Below are 25,355 nucleotides of genomic sequence, written 5' to 3'. Positions count from 1 at the left end.
CTTATTCCTCGCGGGAATAAGGTTTAGCTGACCAGCTGCAGTTCGCGATTTTCCAGCGCCGGACGGCTAACCAGCGATAGCAGGATCTCCTTCACTGCCTGCGCCTGGGGCGATAAGCTCCCTCTGGCTGATACGTTCAACGATAATGGCAGATTCATCGATGGGGTTGTGATGCGCGCCATCCAGCCGTTCGCTGCATTGCATAATGAACGGGCGGCCGACTCGGGCAACACTGTGACGCCCATACCACTGGCAATGGCGGCCGTCAGGGTGGAGATAGATTCAATTTCGCCAATCACTTTAGCCGTTAAGCGACGTAGCGAAAAAGCTTCATCCACGCGCAGGCGAACCGCGCTGTAATCCCGTGGCAAGAACAAATTCATCTGCGCCACCGCGGCTAAATCGACGCTTTGCCCCGGGCACTCACGCGTGCCGACCAGATACAGATCCTCTTTAAGCAACGGTTGACTGCTGATGCCCGCCACGGGTGAACGCTCATAGAGCACTGCCATATCTAATTGCCCGCTGAGCAGCTTGTCATTCAGCACTGCCCCACTATTTTCATGCAGATAAACCTGCACATCGGGCAGTTCGGCACGTAGCGTCTGTAATAACGGCATGGTAATGGATGACGCTGCTGTCCCCGGCGCAAGGCCGATAGAGACCTGGCCTGTCAAGGTCTGTCCCACGTTATTAACCGCAAGTTGCGCCTGTTCACACTGACGTAAAATCGTCCGGGCGTGGGTATATAACACTTTTCCTGCTTCCGTCGGCGTGACGCCACGCTTGGTACGAATCAGCAATTGCTGATCAAACTCACCTTCCAGCGTAGCGACCTGCTGGCTCAGCGCGGGTTGCGCAATGTGCAATACTTCCGCTGCCTGGGTCAGGCTACCAATATCGACGATTTTCACGAAATATTTCAGTCGTCTAAAGTTCATTTTGCCTCCTGTCGGAATACCAGAACCCGTGCTGGCAGTCATTGAATTCAGGTATGCAAGATACTTGCCACTTTCGTCTAAAACGGTGTTTTATGGTTAAAGCCGCACAAAGTCAGGAGTAAAAGCGAAGGAAGATCATTCTGCACACCGAAATATCTCATTCAGGCTGCCCTGGAAGAGGTAGACACGCACCAGAATGGGGCAAAAGCATAAAAAGACGGAAAGATCGCCGCTTTGCTGATTTTGTCAGCAAACGAACACACAAATGTATTTACCCCTTTGACAACCCTCACCACCCTCGCTAATATGCGCCTCGTTCAAACGATTCCTCTGTAGTTCAGTCGGTAGAACGGCGGACTGTTAATCCGTATGTCACTGGTTCGAGTCCAGTCAGAGGAGCCATATTTAAGAAGCCTGCTCAGGAAACTAAGCAGGCTTTTTGCTTTTCTACGTTTGTTAATCACACCGAAAGCCTCAGCTCAGAATGGCTTCCAGTCGGGCCAGCACTTCATTTACAACAGCTTCGGGTATACGTTCCAGACACTTACCGTTCCGAGCCCCCATATCAATCGTTCTGGGTTGGTCGCAGCGAATAACACCCGTTGTTTTTGTTCCCGCACCGTCCAGGGAGACGGTAAAACCGGCTGCGCGGGCAAAGTTTCCGCCGCTAGTGACGGGAACGACAACAGGTAGCCGGGTGAACTTATTAAATGATGCTGGAGAAACGATAAGCACCGGACGTTTTCCGCTTTGCTCATGTCCGGCTGTAGGATCCAGTGAGACGAGCCAGATTTCCCCTCTGTCCATTTACAGGATCTCCTTACCCACTGCAGGCGCATCAATCCATTCCCTATCCTCATCGCTCATTTCGGCGTGCGGATCGCACTGCGCCAGCAGTTCCTCAAGCGAATAACGAGGTCGTTTCTGGGGTTCAATAATCAGGCAGCCATTATCAATGGTCATACCCACTTCGCTGTCCGTCGACAGCTCCAGCGTTTTCAGCACGGCAGGAGGAACCGCCAGCATGATGGATCCGCCGACCTTTTTCAGGCGAGTGGTATACATAGAACACCTCCGAATATTATATTTTAATATAACATCAATGGTGGGTGGTGCGCAATTTTTAGTCAGATTCATTGTGATTTCCTCAGCGTGGCTAAGCGTGAAGAAGGCCTTAATCCGTCCGAAGACAGATCCGGCAGTTTTCAAAGGCTGCATTACCGGTAAAACGGCTACCCTCCTGATACATCAGGCGCTTCTTTCAGGTCATGAAGCATTTCGTGCAGGCGGGAGCTTAGTTCGTGGTAAGAAGGCCGATAATAGAAAACTGTTTTGCGATTCAAAGGATTATGACGGTTCAGATAAAAGAAATGCGGCACAGCTTCCGGCTCGGACCTTCTCCGGAGAAGTATCAGCGATAGCGCAAAGGCCAAATTAGTTCAGATGTGACACCCGGCAATTAGGCAAGAGAAAAAAGGACGAAAACGCGTTTACAGAGAACATATGACCTAAAGTAGCAATATGACATCAAGACTAATCATAACGTCACAAAATATATCATGTTCATTGATTTATAAAGAAAAATTAGCCACATCTATTGCAATGTCATCCGAGCAGCGTAACATGAATTGTTGAAATATTAGTCGTCGAAAAGTCGAGATAATAGATGAGGTGATATGTGAATCCCCCTTTACTGCGTTCCTATAATGCCGTTATCGAACATACGTTATCCCAAGCAAAAAGATCCAGAACCACGAAACACATTGCCGGTTTTTGTCAGTTACAGGGGCCCACGGGCAGTGGAAAAACTAGCGCTCTCTACCGTTCTAGCTTCGCAGATAACACCCCTCCGGCGTTAGAGACAATAAAAAAATCAGGCTCTCAGGCCATTCTGGTTACCCATCGCTGGAATATACTCCACGACATTTACGAAAAAACAGCTTCGCATGAAGACAGCAATGGAAAACCATTTAACGTTAGTGTGCTTTACGCGCAGGATGAACAAATTGTTTCTGCAATCGAGGTTACTCCGCTACCTCATGAGAAAGATATTTCCGCAGATTCACTTCCGGATCCCTTTAATTCAATCAACGAACTTGAGGAAAAAAACTTATTTGTCGCCCCAGATATTGCAGACAAACTGCGTAAGAATTGCAGGAATATCCTATATATCAATAAATCATTGAAAGTATACCCGGCACATTTACGTGTAGCTATCGCCAGTGAAAAAGAGGCGTTAATAAAATCATGTGCGGCAGTTGAGATATCGATAATTCAAAATATCAAATTGCTGGAAAAAGAAGCCAGGGAACAAAAAGAAAAATATGGTGAAGAACATGAACTCTTACAGATCGCCAAGCAACGAGTTGATGACTTCCGTCGTCATGCCTGGGTCAGACGCATTCTGCCCGCCATCGCCTGGCGCGACGAAAAACAACACCTGCTGATTATGACAACCCAAAAGCTCGTTTCATCATTTTACGATGGGCGGCGCAAAGTACGAATGTCCAGCAAAGAGCTGCGCAATTATGTCATTTTTATTGATGAATTTGATTATCAGGCTGAGGTACTACAGGAATATCTGGCGCAAGCTCAATGGGTTCAGGAACCGCCTGAATGCTTGGGGCAGTTACTCGAGGGGGGACGCAGATTACTGCAACGAATGCAATATGTTGAAACAGCACCTGCACCGATGATCCGTGAACGTCTTGGGACATTTCTTAACGAACTAGATAACGCCTTAAAAGGAAAAAAAATTGATTTAACACATGCCAGATCGCTAGTAATTCCTCTGCAAAGATATCTGGATAATAAACCCTTCGGTGAACATTATTTATTTCGCTCCGATCAACTGGTAACCAGTGAGCGCCTTATCATGCGCCAGGCTGAACATGGCTACGAAATTATCAGACCAGATTTCTCATTTCAGGATAACGATCAGGCTATCGACATCAGTGATTTTTTGCGCCTGATGGAAAAGTTTATTCGAAAGTTCAGTCTGATGTTAACGGACCTGACAGCCAGCGAAGATGAAACGTATGAATACATCAAAAAGTTAACCCGACTTCTGTTCGACCCGGTTAATGACTACAGACCGTCATATTATGGTTCAACCCTGCCAAATATGTCTCGGTTTTTGTTACCACGTACCGATCTGCCTGAACTGCGGGAACTAAGAAAAAGTAATATTTTGCCCAATACACATGCCAGTATTTTTGGGTTAACTAACTGGTTGCTGAAACAAAATGTTGTGGATACCGATATCGATCCATTACGAATACAGATCAAGCGTGCGTTCTTGCCAACAACAGCAGAAGGTTTACTACTGTCACTAGCCAGCCGTAATCTCGTTTTTGCACTGTCGGCCACATCATATATTGAAAGAGCCTGCAACCACTTTGATGTCCGGTGGATAAACTCAGCCTTACGCTATATTGCAGAAGCACGTAACCCTACAGTTACGGAAAGCTTTCTTGGAACTACTTTTGAAAACCGACCTGATTCCTGGTTTAAAGAACCGATTCCCTACGTTCAGACCGATGATGACCTTCAGTTACAAAATACCGCGATTGAAGAAATCAATAGCAGCAAGGAAAGCATCAGAAAGACACAACTGAATACTGAGATCCATGATTTTAATAGAACAAAGAACAGCCCGCATTCAGCCGATCTTCTCGCTTCTCTGCCCCCCGATTTTTTCCAGAATGATGATGAACCTTCAACAGATTTCGAATCAGAGTATCGCCAGAATATTCTACTTAAACTACTTGATGTGCTGGATCTAGCAGGAAAAAGGCCTCAGCACCGAGGGCATCTGGCTTTTGTTAATTCCATATCTTATTTAAGAAAATGGCTAACCACTGCAATAGCGACACAAAGCAGAGATTGCCTCACATGGTTAAAGCTGGATCCGCCTTTATCCGACAATCTTCTGCTAAAGAATTTTACTGATGTATTTATCCCGTTGACTATACATAACGAGCCCGCACTAATCTGTCTGTTAACCGCAGAATGTCAGAAAAAAAAGGGCTTCAGTGATGCCTATCAGGCTGCATTTGCTTCCCGACGTATTGTTATTGTGCTGACACAAACAGCCTCTGCCACCAACGGTATAAATCTGGATTTCAGCCTACCTGAATCCGGCAAAAATATGGATTTGACCTGTTTATATTTACTGGAATCACGGCATTTTTACTTTTCCGCTTTCCAGACTAGTGCAGATAGCAATGATGATATGGCACATGCAGGCTTCCAGTTACGCAATCTGGAAAAACTACTACGAGCAGGGGAAATTTCACGTAAACAGCATCAGCGCTTTATCCTGCCACTGATGTTGAACAGGAAGAACGAAATCTCCCGGTTAAACGGAGAGTATAAGAGAACCAGCGATTATATAAAAAATACGGCAGCCAATGTTCAACAGCAGGTTGGTCGTATTGAGAGAGCCTGGTGCGAAGTACCCAACGCTGAGATTCACCTTGATGCTGAACTAGCAAAAGACCTGTCCCGCTTTGCTTCATTACCTATCTATACATCAAATCGTCGACAGCTTTCGGCACTCAATCGTCAATTACTGGATACACTTCGGGAGCGTGATGAACTGACACAGAATAATTTCTTCAGCCAGCTCATGACGCCGACACAGCCTGGAAAACTAGCAGTGGATTATATCGATCAGCGACTAGTTCCGGCTATTCGGTTGTTACGGGAACAGTCAACACCAAGAGATGACATCCCATTACTCTGGCGACAACTCGGTAAAGCAGTACTTCAACATGATTTAGCCTGGAAACCGGGAAAAAACGCTTTCGATATTGATCTTGAATTATATAAATGGGCTTGCTTTGAAAAACCGAAATTAGCTAATACTGACGGCAAAATCTGGTACTCCCCACAGACATGGCAGTTTTTTGACAAAACAGCAGAGGGGCTGCGCCAATACAACCCTCAGAAACTGTATCAGTATATTCAACGTCATCCTGTCATTACTGACTGGTTCAACCGTAAGGGTTACAGAACGTCTATTATGCCCTTCGCGAACGATTTGGAAGAGCGTTACGCATTCCATCCACTAGTTATACAACGCCTACTGATGGGACGTCTGGGAGAAGAAGCTATCCGTGCACTTCTTTATTCAGAGAGCATCATTACCACCAGCCAAGTGAGCAATCACCGGCTTTTTGAGCAGTATGATTTCAGCATAAAAAATTCTGATTATCGTGTGGATGCTAAGTTTTGGAGACAAGATACTCTTGATAAGGCAGATGAAGAATATCAACAATGGTTGGCATCTGGCGCAAATCAAGAGCATACCCCTCTGGGTCTGAGTAAAAAACTGGCACAAATTCGCGCTATCGAGGGTAATAAAACCAAATTGGTTATCGCCAACTTTGTTGCTCCACATGCTGATAGTTAATTACTGGGTTTCTCTCACCAATTAACCCCTATTCAAAATCCTTATGAGGCGGACATTCTGATTCTCGGCGGATGCGTGACCCCAGACACCATTTCAGTGGAAACACCCGGATTCGGGCAACTAAAAAAAATCATCAATCAAAACATTATGGAAAGAGCATAACATCATGGCGAAACGTAATGACGAAATAATCCGTTCTCTCCCTCTTTCACACATGATTTACCGGGACAACGAGATCGATCGGGAGAAAGCTGAAAAACTAGTTGTCTATCATTATCCGTTAAGTAAAAACTATCGCTGGAATGAATGGCAAAGCCGAATTGATGATGAGTTAGGCAGTCGTTATTATCCTTATTTGATGAAATCTCATAAGGATCAATTTGGACTATACGTTGCTTTGGACTCAGAGCAAGACAAGCCACCAATAATAAAAAATGGTGATGGGATTATTGTTGAGCCAATGCGTGTCCATTACGAGGCTATGCTGAATCCAGTATGGATCCGACTTATCATGCGTAAAGTCTCCGCCTTTGGTTCACATTGCAAAGGTAGCCATACACTGGGATGCCCATTACTACAGACCGACGTTTGGAAAAGTAAGAATAGTTGCGGTATCAATGCAATTAGTCTGGACTGTCGCACTCAACAAAGAAGCGATAAAAATATCACTGAGGTTATATTATTTCATAAAAATGTTCCACTACGTCCAGTCGATATAAAAGACGAATTATTTAAGATTCATCAACCATTATGGATTTATGATAAAAATAATGTTCTTGCCCGCTGGAAAGCGGAAGAAACGACAAAACCTAAATCTCAAATTTACCGGGAGGTAGCCAAAAATAAAGATAAACGCAAGCTACGCCCTTTTCTCGACCTTTCGTCTTCAACCTCACTCAAAAATAGCTGGCCTTGGATCCTTCAACCCGTTCAAAATGAATTTATTGAGCAAGCAAGAAAATTTGGCTTCGGATTATCTCCAATAGTACTTAAGTTAAGCCCTTTACCGCTTAAAACAAAATTCAAAACAGCTGACAAGGCTAAATTCCCAAGTGTACAGCTTGACAGAGAGATAAAGATTCTTGATCTACGTTTTTCGAAAAATGTATCCCCACAATACATTGTTAATAACATTCAGTCGCTGCTGAATGAAAAATATCCTGATGCACGCATGTCATTACTACCTGATATAGAACCGGATCAGATTGTGAACATAGAAATTGATGGATCACAGTGTCTACTTGTTTTGCTGGATCAGACTCCGGGTATCATTGACGACCGCTATCCATTGACACAAATGTTAAGAACAAAAGCTGCCTGCCAGCATATTAATGTTAATCCTTTTGATCTCACAGGCGACCCAATTACGGATAACTTACTCATAGAACAGTCTACCCCTGACGGTGACACGAGGCTTATTCCTGCCACAGATTCTCGTTACTATGATTATAGTATCAGTGATTTTGAGAAAAAAGCGGTTCAAGAATCTTTGGCACGTAATGTTGAAATTGTATATAAAGAATTAGCCCTGAAGCATTTACTGCTATGCAATGAGACCAAAATTAGTGTGACGCTTCCGCAGCAGAAGGATCTACTCACTAGCAGTCTCGCTGTAATCACTAATGGCTGTTTGTTTACTGTTAAACAAGACCGCCCAATAATATTACCTTTCCACCCAGCTATGCCGGATGCTGTTTCAGCCTGTGATAATATACTCTGTTCATTTGATACCTCTGTAACAGCACTACTCGCTTTGCTTAACGAAAAGTGGCCTTACCATTATCGCCCCCAAGATATTACACAAGGGATTTGGAATGAAGCAGAGAAGTTGACCCGATTTATTAATCGGTTGACGGTGATAATTCACAAAACGGAAGAAGTGACTATCCTCCTTCAGGATCCACAATATGGAGCACCTCATATGCTTCCGGAGAGATTAAACGATTTAATGACTATTCTGGATTCTCAACGGCAACAACTCCCTCTTAATAAATGGTTATTACCTGAAATGGATGAACTAATATTTCATATAGACCAACTTACTGAAGAAGGTGAATTATCCGATACAAATAAAAATACGTTACTTCGTGAACTAGAGTTGTTGTGTGACTTATGGAAATGTGCTTTAAGAAAATATTATTCCGACAATGAATTCAATGTCACTTATGATGTTTTAAAAAATTATGTTTTTTCCCAATGGCCTGAAAAGAAAAATGCGCTTATGGTGGCAGTCGCTAAAAAATCAGTAAAAAGAGCCAGTACATCATTAATAGCATCATGGAATAAATTATTATCTCGTGTCTTCGATTTACCTTTAGGCGATCCTCGCAACTGGCTCAAGAACGTACCAGGTATTACACGACTCTGGCATGATCCAGAGCAAAATTACGTCATTGTTGGCAGTCTTTCATCCCCTCAACCCATTATTCAACGACAACCCAGTATTCGCCAATGGCATGCATTGCAGGGTGAACTTAATTCCGAACTTCTTGCCGGACTAGTTGATGTTGATTGGGTCAGAATGAATCAACTAGCGGGCAATCCCTGTGTGGCTACGCTTGTGCGTCGATGGAAGGAATGTCAGGTTCAGCTGGATGTGGACTGACCCCACCCCGGTAGACGATCCTGCCCTATAGTTTGGGCATAGGGGGAGCATATGGGCACACCACGATTTACGCCTGAATTTAAGGAAGAAGTCGTCCGTCAGATAACGGAACGCGGTTATTCCGTTGCCGAAGGATCTGACCGTCTGGGCATTTCTGCGCACAGCCTCTACAAGTGGCTACGGGCTATCAAGCCTGATAACAGCGAACAACATGCCCGGGATTTACTGGAAGCCAAAAGCGAAATCCTGAAACCACGCGCGCAGCTAAAACGTACCGAAGAAGAACGGGATATCCTGAAAAAGGCCGCGCGGTACTTTGCAAGGGAGCCCGACTGAAGTACCGCTTTATCAATGAACACCGCACTGTATGGGGTGTGATGACGATGTGTCTGGTACTGAATGTCGCCCGGGCCGGGGTCTATGCGTGGCTGCACAACCCGGTCTCGGCGCGTGATAAATATAACCAGTATCTGCTGATGCTTATCCGCGACGCCTATTCACTGAGCGGAGGCGTTTACGGTTACCGGCGGGTTCATGGCGATCTGAACGAAATCGGGGAAACCTGCGGTAAAAACCCCGGGTGGGCCGCATCATGCAACTGAACCGGATTAAAGCGGTACGCGGCTATAAAGCGCCACGTCGTATCGTCGGCAGACCTTCAGTGGTCGCTCCTAATCGCGTGCAGCGGCAGTTTACCGTTGTCCGGGCCAATCAGGTCTGGGTCACCGATATTACTTACATCCGCACCTGGCAGGGATGGTTGTATCTGGCGGTGGTTATCGATCTCTTCGCCCGTAACGTGGTCGGCTGGTCGATGAAGCCCTCTCTCACGCGAACTGGCGCTGGATGCGCTGATGATGGCCGTCTGGCGTCGAAAACCGGACGGCGAGGTCATCGTACATAGCGGTCAAGGTAGCCAGTATGGAAGTGACGACTGGCAGCGCTTCTGCCGGGTCAATAACCTGGCTCCGAGTATGAGCCGGCGTGGCAACTGCTGGGATAATGCGGTGGCCGAATCGTTTTTCAGTTCACTGAAAAAAGAACGTATCAGGAAGAGAATATACAAAACCCGGGATCTGGCCCGGGCGGATATCTTCGATTACATTGAAGTGTTCTACAACCGGGCCCGGCGCCACAGTCATCTCGGCGGCGTCAGTCCGGAGGCCTTCGAACAGACCTCGTCGTGAGGACAGAATTTGTCCACTGTCGTGGGGTCAGTCCATAAATGACTCCGAGGTGTCTGTTAAACCTGTGGCGATTCACTTAACAAACTGTAAACCCGACAAAGCAACCATAATGCTTCTGTATTATTGACGATGATATGTATATTGCATATATATCCACCTTCGAATTATACAATAGCCCATCTTAATTAATACCTTATCATAATTTCAACATTGAATACCTGCCAGGACAATCTATTCTAGTTAATGGTATATGGTGAATTTATAATTTTCGCCATATTTTTCCATTAACATCATTATGTCCATTAATATTAAGGAGAAAATGATGAAAACACTTAACTTTCTCTTAGTTACATACTTAACTGTCATACCTATTGCATCAGTAACCTCTGCGACAATAAAACCCACTGACGAACTAATTGAACAGGCAAAGGTAATAAGTGATATTAATGATGTAAAACTTAGCCATAAGGTTGTAAGAAATGGCTTTGAGGAGTTTAAAAAAACGGTCTATAAAGAACCATTTCCTGGTGGTGTTTATATTGTTAATGGTGATACCCCTATTGCTAATGAATCTGACTTGCGAGAGTTTTATGAAAGAGAACTTGCAGCCAGTTGGAAAAGTGTTTTATTCGGTTTTAATATAAATGAAAACACATTGCTTATTGTTGATGCCCCACAAGGGAATATAAGTAAATGGGACAACGTAACAAAAAGGAATCTCACCTATTGTGTAAGTACCTCGTTTGGAGAGAAATATGACACCGTCGTAGCAGCAATGCTTGATGCAGCTAAAGCATGGTCAGATGCAAGTGATGTAAGATTTATACATTCTTCATGGCTTGACCCACTTTGCAATGAGAATACAACTGATGTCATATTTGATGTTCGGCCTGTAGATGTCAATGGGCAATACCTTGCACGTGCGTTTTTCCCAAGATACGAAAGATTACAACGAAATGTTCTTATCGATAAATCAGCGCTGAATCTTTCACCTGGAAAGTTAACCTTGACCGGCATACTCAGACATGAACTAGGACATACGCTTTCATTTAGGCATGAGCAAACTCGCCCTGAAGCAGGCAAATGTTTCGAGGATAAGGACTGGAAACCTTTAACTTCATATGATGGGTTTTCAGTAATGCATTACCCTCAATGTAATGGACTGGGTGACTGGTCCCTTAATTTAACAGAAAAAGATAAAATAGGTTCTGCATGCCTTTATGGCCCAGTTCCCAATGCTGTTTTTGATCCTACCGTATGTTCAATAAAAGGGTGATTATAATGAAATTATTACCATTCCTATTTTTAATTAGTATGCCACTATCTGGTATTGCTGCACAGGTGCCTAATAATGATTTAAAGGTAGATGGATACGATTCAAAAGGATTCCCTAATTTTGATAAGAAAGACCTTGGGTCTGCTTTAAGTTCTGGTGGCCAGTATGGAAGGAAAAAAATTGCACAATGGGGTGATCCTCTGACACCACCGCAAACAAGAACAAGATGTATAGGTGAAGCATGGGGTAACTGGCCATGGGGAGGAGAATGGCGTACCTGCAACCAGTGGGCAACTGATTACCGGACAATGCAGGTAGAAGTATATATGAATGGAATTGGTCCCACAGATCTTTCAGAAGCCGCGCGCAGCGTAGTGGAAAACATAGTAGCTACGTGCGTTGGTCTCTCCTCCGCTGTTGCAGTTGCCGCACTTTGGGCTACACCATCACCAGAACCAACTGCCCGAGTTGCTGCGGCATACGCAGGCGCATCTGCCACTTTTACTGGATGCCTTTCCGGTAAGGCTGCTGAACTAACTGCCGTTGGCCTGGCTACGGCTGCAATAAAACTGGCCTTTGAACAATCCGCTGGGTGGTCAAACTGGAGTAATGAATAAAATAATAGCCGGCCAAGTATCAATCTTTGATTATTTTCACACTAATCTTAGCCAAAGCTGGCTTTTAAGATACCCCTTTTACTCTAAAAAAGAGTAAAAGGGGTCAGTCATGAAAACATTAATGTTATAAGCCGGCTTGTAGCGTCATTCTTGTTAGTGTAATGCCCTTCCTCTATATAAAATATTACCGAAAGACTAGATGTATGAATCACTGTGATTAACTTTGTCACTTATAAATTATTCATCATCGAAGATGTTCTCAAACTCAATGTTTGCTCCACGCTCGCAACAGACATGGTCAGATGTCATTCCAACCATCACATGCCAAAAGCAGACTCCTTTTCCCATCCAATATCCACATCATAATATTTTTATAAAAAACAATGCGTTAATACGTCCAACGTAATACAATTATATTTCCAATTGTAATGATAACCATTCTCATATTACCATAATCGCGTGATAATTAACTTTTGATACATTCCGCATGTCTGACCACGCCACTACCACTGCTTCCTTTACGCTCGAGTCGCTTTATGGCGCACATCACGGCTGGCTGAAAAGCTGGCTGACGCGCAAACTCCAGTCCGCCTTTGATGCAGATGACATTGCCCAGGACACTTTTCTACGGGTAATGGGCTGCGGGTCGCTCTCGACGATCCGCGATCCGCGTTCCTTTCTGTGCACTCTCGCCAAACGGGTGATGGTCGACCTATTTCGCCGAAACGCGCTGGAAAAAGCCTATCTGGAGATGCTGGCGCTTATGCCGGAAAATCTCGCGCCTTCGCCCGAGGAACGCGAGAGTCAGCTCGAAACCCTGCAACTCATCGACAGCATGCTTGACGGGCTGAGCGGAAAAACACGCGAAGCGTTTCTCCTTTCGCAGCTGGATGGTCTGACCTACAGCGAAATAGCGCTAAAGCTCGGTGTTTCGGTCAGTTCAGTGAAAAAATATATGGCAAAGGCTATCGAACATTGTCTGCTGTTTCGTCTGGAGCACGGTCTGTGAACGCTTCTATCACCGATTCTCGCCGTCAGGCTTTGCGCTCGGCATCACACTGGTATGCTGTATTGAGCGGCGAGCGTGTCAGCCCACAGCAGGAAGCACGCTGGCAACAATGGTATGAAGAGGACAAAGATCATCAGTGGGCCTGGCAACAGGTTGAAAACCTGCGCAGCCAGCTCAGCAGCGTTCCGGGCGATATCGCCAGCCGGGCGCTGCACGATACGCGTCTTACCCGTCGTCATGTCATGAAAGGGCTACTGCTGCTGCTCGGCGTGGGCGGCGGCTGGCAGCTCTGGCAATCTGAAGCCGGAGAAGGTCTGCGCGCAGACTACCGCACCGCCAAAGGGGCTGTCAGCCATCAGCGGCTGGACGATGGCTCGCTGCTGACGCTCAACACGCAAAGCGCCGCGGACGTTCGTTTTGATACGCGTCAACGCGCTGTCCATCTCTGGTACGGCGAAATTGCTATTACTACCGCAAAAGACGCGCAGCAGAGACCTTTCCACGTTGTGACCCGCCAGGGCCAGCTCACCGCGTTAGGCACAGAATTTACCGTCTACCAGCAGGACAACGTAACACGCGTTACCGTTCAACAACACGCGGTTGAAGTCTTACTGGCAAACCGTCCGCAGGAAAAACGCATCGTCAGCGCTGGCGAGAGCCTGCAGTTTAGCGCGTCTGAATTTAGTGCAATTACCTCAGCGGATGATGAAAGCGCCGCCTGGACGCAGGGCATTCTGAGCTTTAGCGATAAACCTCTGGGTGAAGTGATTGCCACGCTGAGCCGTTATCGCAACGGCGTGCTGCGTTGCGATCCGGCGGTGGCCGGGCTGCGCCTGAGTGGCACTTTCCCGCTGAAAAATACCGATGTGATTCTGGATATTATTGCCCAGACTCTTCCAGTGAAAATTCAGTCGGTTACGCGATACTGGGTAAATATCTCAGCATTGTAAGAAAAATAATTCTCATTTCGATTGTCCTTTTTCCCCTTCTCATTCGACTCATAGATGAACACAACAAAAATGATGATGGAGAAGGTATGACGCCTTTACGCGTTTTTCGCAAAACAACACCTTTGGTTAACGCCATTCGCCTGAGCCTGCTGCCGCTGGCTGGGCTCTCGTTATCCGCTTTCGCAGCGCAGATTGATATTGCACCAGGCTCACTCGATAAAGCGCTAAACCAATATGCCGCACGCAGCGGAATTACCCTGTCTGTTGACGCCAGCCTGACGCGCGGCAAACAGAGTAACGGTCTTCACGGTGACTACGATGTTGAGAGTGGTTTGCAGCAGCTGCTGAACGGTAGCGGCCTGCAGGTGAAACCACTAGGTAATAACAGCTGGACACTGGAGCACGCACCAACACCGCAAGAAGATTCCCTGACCGTGGTGGGCGACTGGCTGGGCGATGCGCGCGAAAACGACGTATTCGAACATGCCGGCGCGCGTGACGTTATCCGCCGTGAAGATTTCGCCAAAACCGGCGCGACGACCATGCGCGAGGTGCTGAACCGCATTCCTGGCGTTACCGCCCCAGAAAACAACGGTACCGGTAGCCACGATCTGGCGATGAACTTTGGTATTCGCGGCCTGAACCCGCGCCTGGCCAGCCGTTCAACGGTACTGATGGACGGTATTCCGGTGCCGTTTGCCCCTTACGGCCAGCCGCAGCTTTCCCTGGCACCTGTTTCGCTCGGAAATATGGACGCCATCGATGTGGTGCGCGGCGGCGGTGCCGTACGTTACGGACCTCAGAGCGTGGGCGGCGTGGTGAACTTTGTCACCCGCGCCATTCCGCAAGACTTCGGTATCGAAGCCGGCATGGAAGGCCAGCTCAGCCCAACGTCCTCACAAAATAACCCAAAAGAGACACACAATCTGATGGTGGGCGGCACGGCGGATAACGGTTTTGGTACCGCCCTGCTTTACTCCGGCACCCGCGGCAGCGACTGGCGCGAGCACAGCGCGACGCGCATCGACGACCTGATGCTGAAAAGCAAATATGCGCCGAACGACGTGCATACTTTCAACAGCCTGCTGCAATACTACGACGGTGAAGCCGACATGCCCGGCGGCCTGTCGCGCGCGGATTACAACGCCGACCGCTGGCAGTCCACGCGCCCTTACGATCGCTTCTGGGGGCGCCGCAAGCTGGCAAGCCTCGGCTATCAGTTTCAGCCGGACAGCCAGCATAAATTCAATATTCAGGGCTTCTACACCGAAACCCTGCGTAGCGGCTACCTGGAACAGGGCAAACGCCTCACCCTTTCACCGCGTAACTACTGGGTACGCGGCATTGAACCGCGCTACAGTCAGAGCTTTATGGTGGGTCCTTCCGCGCACGAAGTGGGCGTGGGATACCGCTATGTGAGCGAGTCGACGCATGAAATGCGTTACTACACCGCCACCAGCAGCGGACAACTCCCGTCCAGCGCTAGCCCATACGATCGCGACACCCGTTCCGGCACCGAAGCGCACGCCTGGTATCTGGATGACAAAATCGACATTGGCAACTGGACTATCACACCGGGTATGCGCTTTGAACATATCGAGTCATACCAGAACAACGCCATCAAAGGCACACATGAAGAAGTGAGTTACAACGCCCCACTTCCGGCGCTAAACGTGCTTTATCACCTGACTGATAGCTGGAATCTTTATGCAAACACTGAAGGCTCATTCGGCACCGTACAGTACAGCCAAATTGGCAAGGCTGTGCAAAGCGGCAATGTGGAACCGGAAAAAGCGCGAACCTGGGAGCTCGGAACCCGATACGACGATGGCGCGCTGACCGCGGAAATGGGGCTGTTCCTGATTAACTTTAATAATCAGTACGACTCCAACCAGACCAACGACACCGTAACCGCACGGGGTAAAACGCGCCATACCGGGCTGGAAACCCAGGCCCGCTATGACCTCGGCACGCTGACGTCAACGCTCGACAACGTTTCGGTCTACGCAAGCTATGCGTATGTGAACGCCGAGATCCGCGAGAAAGGCGACACCTACGGCAACCAGGTGCCGTTCTCCCCGAAACACAAAGGCACATTGGGCGTGGACTATAAACCGGGTAGCTGGACGTTCAACCTGAATAGCGATTTCCAGTCCAGCCAGTTTGCGGATAACGCCAACACCGTGAAAGAGAGCGCCGACGGCAGTACTGGTCGCATCCCTGGCTTTATGCTCTGGGGCGCACGCGTAGCTTATGATTTTGGTCCGCAAATGGCAGACCTGAACCTGGCGTTCGGCGTGAAGAATATCTTCGACCAGGCGTACTTCACCCGCTCTTATGACGACAACAACAAAGGCATCTACGCAGGCCAGCCGCGCACGCTGTATATGCAGGGGTCGTTGAAGTTCTAATTCACACCGATTTCGTTGGCCGGGTAAGCGCAGCGCCACCCGGCTTTCAGGAGCACCGATGTTCACATTTATCCGCACACTTTTCGCCGCTCTGCTGCTGGTCACCAGCCACGCTTTTGCCGCCACGGTTCAGGACGAACATGGCACCTTTACGCTTGATAAAACGCCACAGCGGATAGTGGTACTGGAGCTGTCGTTCGCGGACGCGCTGGCTGCCGTCGATGTTAGTCCGGTCGGCATTGCCGACGATAACGATGCCACGCGCATTCTTCCCGAAGTTCGCGCCCATCTTAAACCCTGGCAGTCTGTCGGCACGCGTGCGCAGCCGAGTTTAGAAGCCATCAGCGCGCTGAAACCGGATCTGATCATTGCCGACAGCAGCCGTCATGCGGGTATTTTCAGCGCCTTACAACAAATTGCACCGGTGCTGCTGCTTAAGTCCCGCAATGAAACCTACGCTGAAAATCTACAATCTGCGGCCATCATCGGCGAAGTCGTGGGAAAAAAGGCACAGATGCAATCACGTCTGGTGCAACACCAACAACAGATGTCAGCGTGGGCCAGCCAGTTGCCAAAAGGCACGCTGGTGTTATTTGGTACGTCCCGGGAGCAGCAGTTTAACCTTCATACGCAGGGGACCTGGACCGGGGGCGTCCTGACCTCTCTGGGGCTGAAGGTACCTGCGGCGATGGCTGGTGCGTCTATGCCGTCCATCGGCCTGGAACAGCTGCTGGCGCTCAATCCTGCATGGCTGCTGGTCGCACATTATCGCGAAGAGAGCATCGTCAAACGCTGGCAGCAGGACCCGCTGTGGCAGATGTTAACGGCTGCGCAAAAACAGCAGACGGCGTCGGTCGACAGTAACGCCTGGGCGCGGATGCGCGGCATTTTTGCGGCCGAACGTATTGCCAGCGACACGGTAAAAATCTTCCATCACCAGCCTTTATCCGATGTGAAATGACAGTTCTCAGACATCCGGCGTTGCAATGGGGGCTACCCCTTGCCGCGCTTATCGCAGTTTTCTGGCTGAGTCTGTTTTGCTACTCGGCCATTCCTGTTTCTGGCGTTGACGCCATTCGCGCCCTGCTGCCGGGCCACGCGCCGACGCTTCCACAAACGCTGGTGCAAAACCTACGTCTGCCGCGAAGCCTGGTCGCCATTCTGATCGGCGCAAGCCTGGCTCTCGCGGGAACGCTGCTGCAGACTTTGACGCATAATTCAATGGCATCTCCTTCGCTGCTCGGTATTAACAGCGGCGCGGCGCTGGCGATGGCACTGACCAGCGCGCTCAGCCCCGTGCCCGTCGCGGGTTACTCCATCGCCTTTATCGCCGCCTGTGGCGGCGGCGTAAGCTGGCTGCTGGTGATGACCGCAGGCGGCGGATTTCGCCATACCCAGGACAGAAACAAACTGATCCTCGCGGGTCTCGCGTTCTCGGCGTTTTGCATGGCCCTGACCCGCATCACCCTGCTGCTGACGGAAGATCACGCCTACGGCATTTTTTACTGGCTCGCGGGAGGCGTATCCCACGTACGCTGGCAGGAGTTCTGGCAGCTTTTCCCGGTGGTGGCAGTTGCTATACCGGTGGTGTTGCTGCTGGCCAATCAACTGAATCTGCTTAACGTCAGCGACAGCACCGCCCGTACGCTGGGGGTGAATCTGCCGAAGCTGCGTTTAATCATCAACATTCTGGTGCTGCTTCTGGTCGGTGCCTGCGTCAGCGTGGCTGGCCCGGTGGCTTTTATCGGTCTGTTGATGCCGCATCTGGCTCGCTTCTGGGTAGGATTCGACCAGCGCAAGGTCCTGCCGATGAGCATACTGATGGGCGCCACGCTGATGCTAGTGGCGGATGTTCTGGCCCGCGCGCTGGCCTTCCCTGGCGAATTACCCGCGGGGGCTGTGGTTGCTCTGATTGGTGCGCCCTGCTTTGTCTGGCTGGTCAGGAGGCGTGGATGAAAGTTACGCTAGTCATTTTTATCGCCCTCGCACTGGCAGGATTTTCGCTGCTGTCGCTGCAAATGGGGGTGATCTCCGTTCCCTGGCGCGCCCTACTGACCGACTGGCAGGCCGGGCGTGAGTATCATTACGTGTTAACGGCGTACCGCCTGCCGCGACTGCTGCTGGCGCTGTTTGTTGGTGCAGCCCTCGCGGTGGCAGGCGTTCTGGTACAAGGGATTGTGCGTAACCCTCTGGCATCGCCGGATATTCTCGGCGTAAACCATGCCGCCAGCCTTGCCTCTGTAGGCGCACTGCTTCTCGTACCGTCACTGCCGGTGATTGCTCTGCCGCTGCTGGCCTTTGCCGGTGGCATGGTGGGCCTGATCCTGCTGAGAATGCTGGTGAATACCAGCCAGCCGATGAAGCTCGCGCTCACGGGTGTTGCGCTTTCTGCCTGCTGGGCCAGCCTGACGGACTGGCTGATGCTTTCGCGCCCGCAGGATGTGAACAGCGCCCTGCTGTGGCTGACCGGCAGCTTATGGGGCCGTGACTGGAGCTTTGTGAAGATTGCCGTCCCGCTACTGATGTTGTTTCTGCCGCTGAGCCTGGGTTTTTGCCGCGATCTCGACCTTCTGGCACTGGGCGATGCGCGCGCCACCACGCTCGGGGTGTCGGTGCCGCGTATCCGGCTCCTGGCTTTGCTACTGGCCGTCGCCATGACATCTACCGGCGTGGCCGTCTGCGGCCCGATCAGCTTTATTGGTCTCGTGGTGCCGCATATGGTGCGCAGTATTACCGGTGGGCGTCACCGCTGGCTGCTGCCCGTTTCGGCGCTGACAGGTGCGTTGCTGCTGGCGGCTGCCGACCTGCTGGCGCGAATTACTCATCCCCCGCTGGAGCTTCCGGCTGGCGTACTGACCGCCATTATCGGTGCACCGTGGTTTGTCTGGCTGCTTGTGAGAATGCGATAAATGACATTACGAACTGAAAATCTGACGGTCTGTTACGGTACAAACAAGGTCCTTGATGGCGTTTCACTCGCCCTACCAGCGGGGAAGACAACCGCCCTGCTCGGCCCTAACGGCTGCGGGAAATCGACGTTGCTAAACTGTTTTTCACGGCTGTTAACGCCGCAATCCGGTGGCGTATTTCTCGGCGATAATGCCATCAACACGCTCTCATCACGCCAGCTAGCCCGCAGGCTGGCGCTGCTGCCCCAGCACCATTTAACGCCAGAGGGGATCACCGTCCAGGAGCTTGTTTCGTACGGTCGCAACCCGTGGTTGTCACTCTGGGGGCGCCTCTCCGTTGAAGACAATGCGCGGGTCCAAGATGCTATGCACCAGACCCGGATCCAACATCTTGCCGACCGACGGTTAACCGATCTTTCCGGCGGTCAGCGCCAGCGCGCCTTTCTGGCGATGGTCCTGGCCCAGAATACACCCGTCATACTACTCGATGAGCCAACCACCTATCTCGATATCAATCACCAGGTGGAACTGATGCGGTTGATGGGCGAACTCCGGGCTCAGGGGAAAACGGTGGTCGCAGTGCTGCACGACCTTAATCAGGCCAGTCGGTACTGCGATCATCTGGTGGTAATGGAGAACGGGCATATTATGGCGCAAGGCACTCCAGAAGCGGTGATGAACCCTGGATTGCTGAGAACCGTATTCAACGTGGATACGGAAATACACCCCGAACCAGTATCTGGTAGGCCGATGTGTGTAGTGAGATAGATGACACAGGCTGTAATGGTACCATGGTCTCAACAGGTCGCCGTCATATCACTCGCGCTGTGATGACTTCACTCTGCCCAGGTAACATTTCAACTGTTCTGAGCTGAATAATATTGCAGCGTTCTGTCATCAATCATCATGCGTTTAGGACCAGTCAAAACCATGTTAATCATCGGTTCATAAACTGCAGACAGGCGGTGTTCAGGGATTACTCTCAGCACCATAGCAACCCGTGAAATGCAGGTTTCGGTACGCTGATTACCCGTGGCTGATGCAAGTTTTCGTAACTTCGGTAATTTTTGCATTTACCGAGTGATAACACGTCGCTGTATGCACAGCAAGAGAGGCAGGATAAAGGAAAAAGCGAAGAGGATGGAGAAACGGGGAGACGCGTTAATTCATCTTTCCGCTTAATATTAACGGGCGCCGGGTTGTTTCATACCAACGTCCGCTGAGTGCCAGGAGCAGACATGAAAGAATCGATTGCTGCAGAATCTCCGTCTGATCAAGACGTCTCAAATTCTTGGGGTTATAGTGTGTGGTGCTCAACGAATCGTTGCGCGGGACATTTGATATGCAGCCATTTTAGCTGCAGCAAACACAGGCAGCATATCCAATACAGGTGAAATCAGGCATTATACAATGGAGACAAGATGGTAGATGAGAGCGCGAAAGCGATAGTCGAAAAGCTCGCTGTTCCGGTTTATGAAGATGCTCTGAGCCCTTTTGCTAAAGAATTATCAAAGGGATTAGTCTCTATTGCCAGAATGGTAAATTCGGGAGTTTTCCTGGTAGAAGACAGTGTTCATGCGGTGACAAGCGTCTTGCGGATGACAGCTGAGAATCTGGCATTATTACCGCCCAAGCAAATTTCATTCGATCAGCCAAGAGTTGCTCTTCAGGCTCTGAATGAGGCAAAATTTGCAATAAATGAAGATGAAATACAGCGCCTTTTTTCAAATCTTATATCGGCAAGCCTGGACAAAGAAACTTCGAAGCTTGCTCATCCGGCGTACATCGAAATAATCAAGCAGCTCCAGCCGGATGAAGCCAAGATCCTTCGGTTTATGTTTAATAAAGAAAACCATAGAAAAGGTCATGCACCAACGATTGATATAGTCCAACAAGATTTGGAGGATAGTAACTTAACAATCACATCAACTAGACTGGAAGTAAACCTAATTTGTGAAGATGCTGGTTGCGATAACCCCGAAAACTCAGTTATGTATTTCTCCAACTTAAAACGGTTGGGCCTGCTAACTCCAACATCAGGAACTTCTTTCCCAAAGGAAGAGCATGAAAGAATTTTCTCATCAGAGAAAGTAAAAGAAATATGCAGTATCAATTCGCATCTAGATAGAGTTTCTTATAAAAGCGGGCAATATAGTTTTACAGGCTTTGGCCGAGGCTTTGTCGATTCGTGTGTCGGCAGATATAGCATTTAAAAAGTCAATAAGCTGCTCCGGTTATTGAGGCCTTAACGTCCGCTCCTCGCTCAAAGTTGCCCCTCAGCTCCACACCAGGTGTTGAGTAAACGCATCCGTGTAAGTGCACAATTTTCATGTGCCACTAAAGCAGTGTGTTCCCATCGACGTTCAGTCAGCTTTATACGCCTGCCACTCGCGCCAGACATTCTCAGGATCAATATCGCGGTAGCCACGCTCTCTGATTATATCCTCGGCTGCTTCGGCCGGCAGGCGGATGGCTGTAGCGCCATCGCGAATGGACTCAACCTCATCGCGGGTCAATTCCCGTCCTATGTCCTGTTCTTTATCAATCAGGACTACGATCAACGCAGGGATAAAAACAATCTTCATACTGACAAGCCTCTGATATATTCGCATCCCACTGTATCACTGACAGTTTTGATATAATTCAGTAATCGTCAATTTATTACCAGGACGGGAATCATTCATGACATTGCAAATCCGTGACGCCACACCGGCCGACGCGATATTGCTCAATGCGCTGGGCTACCGCATCTACCGCGCACACTTTGAACAAAAGGCACTGGAGCTTCGCTTATATGTCTACGGAGATAACGGGCGTGCGATTCGTGCTTATGAGCGATGTGGTTTCACTGAATCTCCGTATGCCATTATGAAAGTGGGTTTATAGCTTCCCCAAATACAGTACTCCTAATGCTCCGCCTGAAATCAGAACACTCCTGACAGGCCACGATTCCACCAGATTCAGATTTTTCATTCATCTTATTTTTCATGTTGCCATCAGATGAGGGAGATAATCGTTTTCACTTCCCGTCTGTCGCGGTAATCTCATAACGGTCGTTAATATTGCGACTGCAATGTGTGTAACCCAACTCAAATACTAATAACTAAAAAACAGTACAGACAGGATAACTATGGATTCCACCCTCACCTCCACGGGTCCCCAACAGGACGCCTCTTCGCTTAACCGCGCCCGACGCGCTGCGCTTGGCAGCTTCGCGGGTGCCGTGGTCGACTGGTATGATTTTCTGCTTTATGGCATTACTGCCGCACTGGTCTTTAACCGCGAGTTCTTCCCGCAAGTCAGCCCAGCGATGGGGACACTTGCCGCATTTGCTACCTTTGGCGTCGGATTTTTGTTCCGTCCGTTAGGCGGGGTGATCTTCGGCCACTTCGGCGATCGTCTGGGCCGTAAACGTATGCTGATGCTTACCGTCTGGATGATGGGTATTGCCACTGCGCTGATCGGGATTATTCCCTCTTTTGACACCATTGGCTGGTGGGCTCCCGTTCTGCTGGTGACGCTGCGTGCTATTCAGGGATTCGCCGTTGGCGGTGAATGGGGCGGCGCAGCGTTGCTCTCGGTCGAAAGCGCGCCGAAAAATAAAAAAGCCTTCTACAGCAGCGGCGTTCAGGTTGGTTACGGCGTCGGACTGTTACTTTCTACCGGTCTGGTCTCGCTGATTAGCTCGCAAACCACCGATGAGCAGTTCCTGAGTTGGGGCTGGCGTATTCCATTCCTGTTCAGCATCGTGCTGGTATTGGGCGCGTTGTGGATGCGTAACCGAATGGATGAATCGGCCGAATTCGAACAGCAGCAGCAGGTACCGCAACCAGAGAAAAAGAGACTACCGGTAGTCGAGGCATTAATCCGTCATCCAGGGGCGTTTTTGAAAATTATCGCTCTGCGCCTGTGTGAACTGCTGACGATGTATATCGTCACCGCGTTTGCCCTTAATTACTCCACGCAGAATCTGGGCTTACCTCGCGAACTGTTTCTGAATATCGGGTTGTTAGTTGGTGGACTGAGCTGTCTGACCATCCCCTGCTTTGCCTGGCTCGCCGACCGCTTTGGTCGCCGGCGCGTTTACATTACTGGCGCACTGGTCGGGACGCTTAGCACATTCCCGTTCTTTATGGCGTTAGAAGCGCAATCCATTTTCTGGATCGTGTTCTTCGCGATTATGTTGGCCAACATTGCACACGATATGGTGGTCTGCGTACAGCAGCCTATGTTTACCGGTTTGTTTGGCGCAAGCTATCGCTACAGCGGCGCAGGCGTTGGTTATCAGGTAGCAAGCGTAGTTGGCGGCGGTTTTACCCCCTTCATTGCTGCTGCACTGGTAACATTCTCCGGCGGAGACTGGCACAGTGTAGCCATTTATCTGATGGCGGGTTGTCTTATTTCCGCGACTACAGCATTGCTGATGCGGGATAAGCAGCACGGTTAAGCCCGGGTGCGGAGGCCGTCCGGTCTTCGCACAATCTTCCTCAACGTCTGACTTTTGTTTCACATTCCTGTGACATACTATCGGGAGAGCAGTACATCTGTGGAACAAGGAGACAGACATGAACAATAAGGGCTCCAGCCTGACCCCAACTCAGGCACTGGATAAACTGGACGCGCTGTACGAGCAGTCGGTTAAAGCACTGCGTAGCGCCATTGGTAAGTATATTGAAACAGGGACGCTCCCTGATGTAATCGCCCGCCATAACGGTCTTTTTGTTTACCCATCACTGTGTGTCACCTGGGATGGCATCGCCACCAATCCCCCGAAAACCCGAGCCTATGGTCGTTTTACCCATGCGGGCAGCTACACCACTACGATTACCCGTCCGTCGCTTTTTCGTCCGTATCTTGAAGAACAGCTCACGCTGCTGTATCAGGATTATGATGCGCATATCTCCGTCGAGCCGTCGCAGCATGAAATCCCCTATCCCTATGTGATTGACGGTTCAGAACTGACGCTGGATCGCTCGATGAGCGCCGGATTAACGCGCCATTTCCCCACCACTGAATTGTCGCAGATTGGTGACGAAACGGCAGACGGGATTTTTCATCCGGCGGAATTTTCTCCGCTGTCTCACTTCGATGCCCGACGCGTGGATTTTTCGCTGGCGCGACTACGTCATTACACGGGAACGCCGGTTGAACATTTTCAACCTTTTGTGCTGTTCACTAACTACACCCGCTACGTCGATGAGTTTGTGCGTTGGGGTTGCAGCCAGATCCTCGACCCGGACAGCCCATATATCGCGCTTTCTTGTGCGGGCGGGATCTGGATCACCGCCGAAACCGAAGCGCCAGAAGAAGCCATCTCCGATCTCGCCTGGAAGAAACACCAGATGCCCGCCTGGCATTTAATCACGGCTGACGGTCAGGGGATCACGCTGGTCAATATCGGCGTTGGCCCGTCTAACGCCAAAACCATTTGCGATCATCTGGCCGTACTGCGTCCTGACGTCTGGCTGATGATTGGTCACTGCGGTGGTCTGCGTGAAAGTCAGGCGATTGGCGACTATGTTCTGGCCCATGCTTATCTGCGTGACGACCACGTGTTGGATGCCGTACTACCGCCGGATATTCCGATTCCGAGCATTGCGGAAGTACAACGCGCCCTGTATGACGCCACCAAAGAAGTCAGCGGTATGCCCGGTGAAGAAGTTAAACAGCGCTTGCGTACCGGTACTGTCGTCACCACCGACGATCGTAACTGGGAGCTACGCTATTCCGCTTCTGCGCTGCGTTTCAACCTCAGTCGCGCGGTGGCTATCGATATGGAAAGCGCCACCATCGCCGCTCAGGGATACCGTTTCCGCGTTCCGTACGGCACGCTGCTGTGCGTTTCCGACAAGCCGCTGCACGGTGAGATCAAACTGCCTGGTCAGGCCAACCGTTTTTATGAAGGTGCTATTTCTGAGCATCTGCAAATAGGTATCCGGGCTATCGATCGTCTGCGTGCTGAAGGCGACCGACTGCACTCCCGTAAATTACGTACATTCAACGAACCGCCGTTCCGTTAAGACCTGAAGGTTAA

Annotated in this window: 20 protein-coding genes, 1 tRNA gene and 1 pseudogene; 17 read left to right on the top strand and 5 right to left on the bottom strand. The window is 49.6% G+C overall.

The features are described from left to right. Positions 1 to 23: 23 nt before the first annotated feature. Positions 24 to 941: a nitrogen assimilation transcriptional regulator NAC gene (gene nac / locus G4551_RS09390; RefSeq protein ID WP_003836689.1), complete on the bottom strand. Its 918-nt coding sequence runs from the start codon at positions 939 to 941 to the stop codon at positions 24 to 26. A 326-nt stretch (positions 942 to 1,267) separates the two neighbouring features. Here nac and G4551_RS09385 point away from each other — a divergent pair. Further along, positions 1,268 to 1,343, top strand: a tRNA-Asn gene (locus G4551_RS09385). Positions 1,344 to 1,415: 72 nt separating this feature from the next. On the opposite strand, the gene G4551_RS09380 is transcribed toward G4551_RS09385, so the two are convergent. Together G4551_RS09380 and G4551_RS09375 are read right to left on the bottom strand one after the other, a co-directional pair. Next, positions 1,416 to 1,748 carry a type II toxin-antitoxin system PemK/MazF family toxin gene (locus tag G4551_RS09380; protein WP_003836692.1) on the bottom strand — a complete coding sequence of 111 codons (333 nt, stop codon included), beginning with the start codon at positions 1,746 to 1,748 and terminating at the stop codon, positions 1,416 to 1,418. Further along, positions 1,749 to 2,006, bottom strand: a complete 258-nt coding sequence (locus G4551_RS09375) for an AbrB/MazE/SpoVT family DNA-binding domain-containing protein (RefSeq protein WP_003836694.1) — start codon at positions 2,004 to 2,006, stop codon at positions 1,749 to 1,751. A gap of 613 nt (positions 2,007 to 2,619) precedes the next feature. On the opposite strand from G4551_RS09375, the gene G4551_RS09365 reads away from it, so the two are divergent. The 12 genes and pseudogenes from G4551_RS09365 to fecE all read left to right on the top strand — a co-directional run bounded on the left by G4551_RS09365 (position 2,620) and on the right by fecE (position 20,089). Then, a complete protein-coding gene (locus G4551_RS09365; RefSeq protein ID WP_231501069.1) occupies positions 2,620 to 6,357 on the top strand; it encodes a hypothetical protein in 3,738 nt (1,245 codons plus the stop codon). A gap of 166 nt (positions 6,358 to 6,523) precedes the next feature. Then, positions 6,524 to 8,962 (top strand): hypothetical protein, encoded by a 2,439-nt coding sequence (locus G4551_RS09360; protein ID WP_003836698.1) that lies wholly within the window; start codon positions 6,524 to 6,526, stop codon positions 8,960 to 8,962. 51 nt (positions 8,963 to 9,013) lie between these two features. Next, a pseudogene (locus G4551_RS09350) lies at positions 9,014 to 10,149 on the top strand (IS3 family transposase). A 319-nt stretch (positions 10,150 to 10,468) separates the two neighbouring features. Next, positions 10,469 to 11,425, top strand: a complete 957-nt coding sequence (locus G4551_RS09345; RefSeq protein ID WP_231501070.1) for a matrixin family metalloprotease — start codon at positions 10,469 to 10,471, stop codon at positions 11,423 to 11,425. 5 nt (positions 11,426 to 11,430) lie between these two features. After that, positions 11,431 to 12,042: a hypothetical protein gene (locus G4551_RS09340; protein ID WP_003836702.1), complete on the top strand. Its 612-nt coding sequence runs from the start codon at positions 11,431 to 11,433 to the stop codon at positions 12,040 to 12,042. Positions 12,043 to 12,529: 487 nt separating this feature from the next. Continuing rightward, positions 12,530 to 13,051, top strand: a complete 522-nt coding sequence (gene fecI / locus G4551_RS09335; protein WP_003836703.1) for a ferric citrate uptake sigma factor FecI — start codon at positions 12,530 to 12,532, stop codon at positions 13,049 to 13,051. Further along, the gene (gene fecR / locus G4551_RS09330) at positions 13,048 to 14,001 is read left to right on the top strand and encodes a ferric citrate uptake sigma factor regulator FecR (protein WP_003836704.1); all 954 of its coding nucleotides are present in this window, start codon (positions 13,048 to 13,050) and stop codon (positions 13,999 to 14,001) included. Before fecI ends, fecR begins: the two co-directional genes overlap by 4 nt. A gap of 86 nt (positions 14,002 to 14,087) precedes the next feature. Continuing rightward, positions 14,088 to 16,412, top strand: coding sequence for a TonB-dependent Fe(3+) dicitrate receptor FecA (fecA, locus tag G4551_RS09325; protein WP_003836705.1), 2,325 nt, complete (start codon positions 14,088 to 14,090; stop codon positions 16,410 to 16,412). Between the two features lie 58 nt (positions 16,413 to 16,470). Next, a complete protein-coding gene (locus G4551_RS09320) occupies positions 16,471 to 17,373 on the top strand; it encodes a Fe(3+) dicitrate ABC transporter substrate-binding protein FecB (protein ID WP_003836706.1) in 903 nt (300 codons plus the stop codon). Next, positions 17,370 to 18,368 carry an iron-dicitrate ABC transporter permease FecC gene (gene fecC / locus G4551_RS09315; protein ID WP_003836708.1) on the top strand — a complete coding sequence of 333 codons (999 nt, stop codon included), beginning with the start codon at positions 17,370 to 17,372 and terminating at the stop codon, positions 18,366 to 18,368. Before G4551_RS09320 ends, fecC begins: the two co-directional genes overlap by 4 nt. Continuing rightward, the gene (gene fecD, locus G4551_RS09310; protein ID WP_003836709.1) at positions 18,365 to 19,321 is read left to right on the top strand and encodes a Fe(3+) dicitrate ABC transporter permease subunit FecD; all 957 of its coding nucleotides are present in this window, start codon (positions 18,365 to 18,367) and stop codon (positions 19,319 to 19,321) included. Before fecC ends, fecD begins: the two co-directional genes overlap by 4 nt. After that, positions 19,322 to 20,089, top strand: a complete 768-nt coding sequence (fecE, locus tag G4551_RS09305) for a Fe(3+) dicitrate ABC transporter ATP-binding protein FecE (protein WP_003836711.1) — start codon at positions 19,322 to 19,324, stop codon at positions 20,087 to 20,089. An 89-nt stretch (positions 20,090 to 20,178) separates the two neighbouring features. On the opposite strand, the gene G4551_RS23980 is transcribed toward fecE, so the two are convergent. After that, positions 20,179 to 20,313 (bottom strand): AraC family transcriptional regulator N-terminal domain-containing protein, encoded by a 135-nt coding sequence (locus G4551_RS23980; RefSeq protein WP_226791653.1) that lies wholly within the window; start codon positions 20,311 to 20,313, stop codon positions 20,179 to 20,181. 429 nt (positions 20,314 to 20,742) lie between these two features. On the opposite strand from G4551_RS23980, the gene G4551_RS09295 reads away from it, so the two are divergent. After that, entirely contained in the window at positions 20,743 to 21,534 is a 792-nt protein-coding gene (locus tag G4551_RS09295) for a DUF4393 domain-containing protein (RefSeq protein ID WP_003836714.1), read from the top strand. 150 nt (positions 21,535 to 21,684) lie between these two features. Here G4551_RS09295 and G4551_RS09290 read toward each other — a convergent pair whose 3' ends face one another. Then, a complete protein-coding gene (locus G4551_RS09290) occupies positions 21,685 to 21,906 on the bottom strand; it encodes a hypothetical protein (protein ID WP_003036289.1) in 222 nt (73 codons plus the stop codon). Positions 21,907 to 22,003: 97 nt separating this feature from the next. On the opposite strand from G4551_RS09290, the gene G4551_RS09285 reads away from it, so the two are divergent. The 3 genes from G4551_RS09285 to G4551_RS09275 all read left to right on the top strand — a co-directional run bounded on the left by G4551_RS09285 (position 22,004) and on the right by G4551_RS09275 (position 25,341). Continuing rightward, positions 22,004 to 22,207, top strand: coding sequence for a hypothetical protein (locus G4551_RS09285; RefSeq protein ID WP_003836718.1), 204 nt, complete (start codon positions 22,004 to 22,006; stop codon positions 22,205 to 22,207). Between the two features lie 244 nt (positions 22,208 to 22,451). Further along, on the top strand, positions 22,452 to 23,768 hold the full coding sequence (gene shiA / locus G4551_RS09280; RefSeq protein WP_003836720.1) for a shikimate transporter: 1,317 nt from the start codon (positions 22,452 to 22,454) through the stop codon (positions 23,766 to 23,768). Between the two features lie 118 nt (positions 23,769 to 23,886). Then, entirely contained in the window at positions 23,887 to 25,341 is a 1,455-nt protein-coding gene (locus G4551_RS09275; RefSeq protein ID WP_003836722.1) for an AMP nucleosidase, read from the top strand. The last annotated feature ends 14 nt before the right edge of the window (positions 25,342 to 25,355 follow it).

Source organism: Citrobacter freundii ATCC 8090 = MTCC 1658 = NBRC 12681, assembly GCF_011064845.1.
Classification (GTDB): domain Bacteria; phylum Pseudomonadota; class Gammaproteobacteria; order Enterobacterales; family Enterobacteriaceae; genus Citrobacter; species Citrobacter freundii.
Note: the sequence above shows the minus strand (reverse complement) of the source record. Positions and strands in the feature narration are given on the sequence as shown.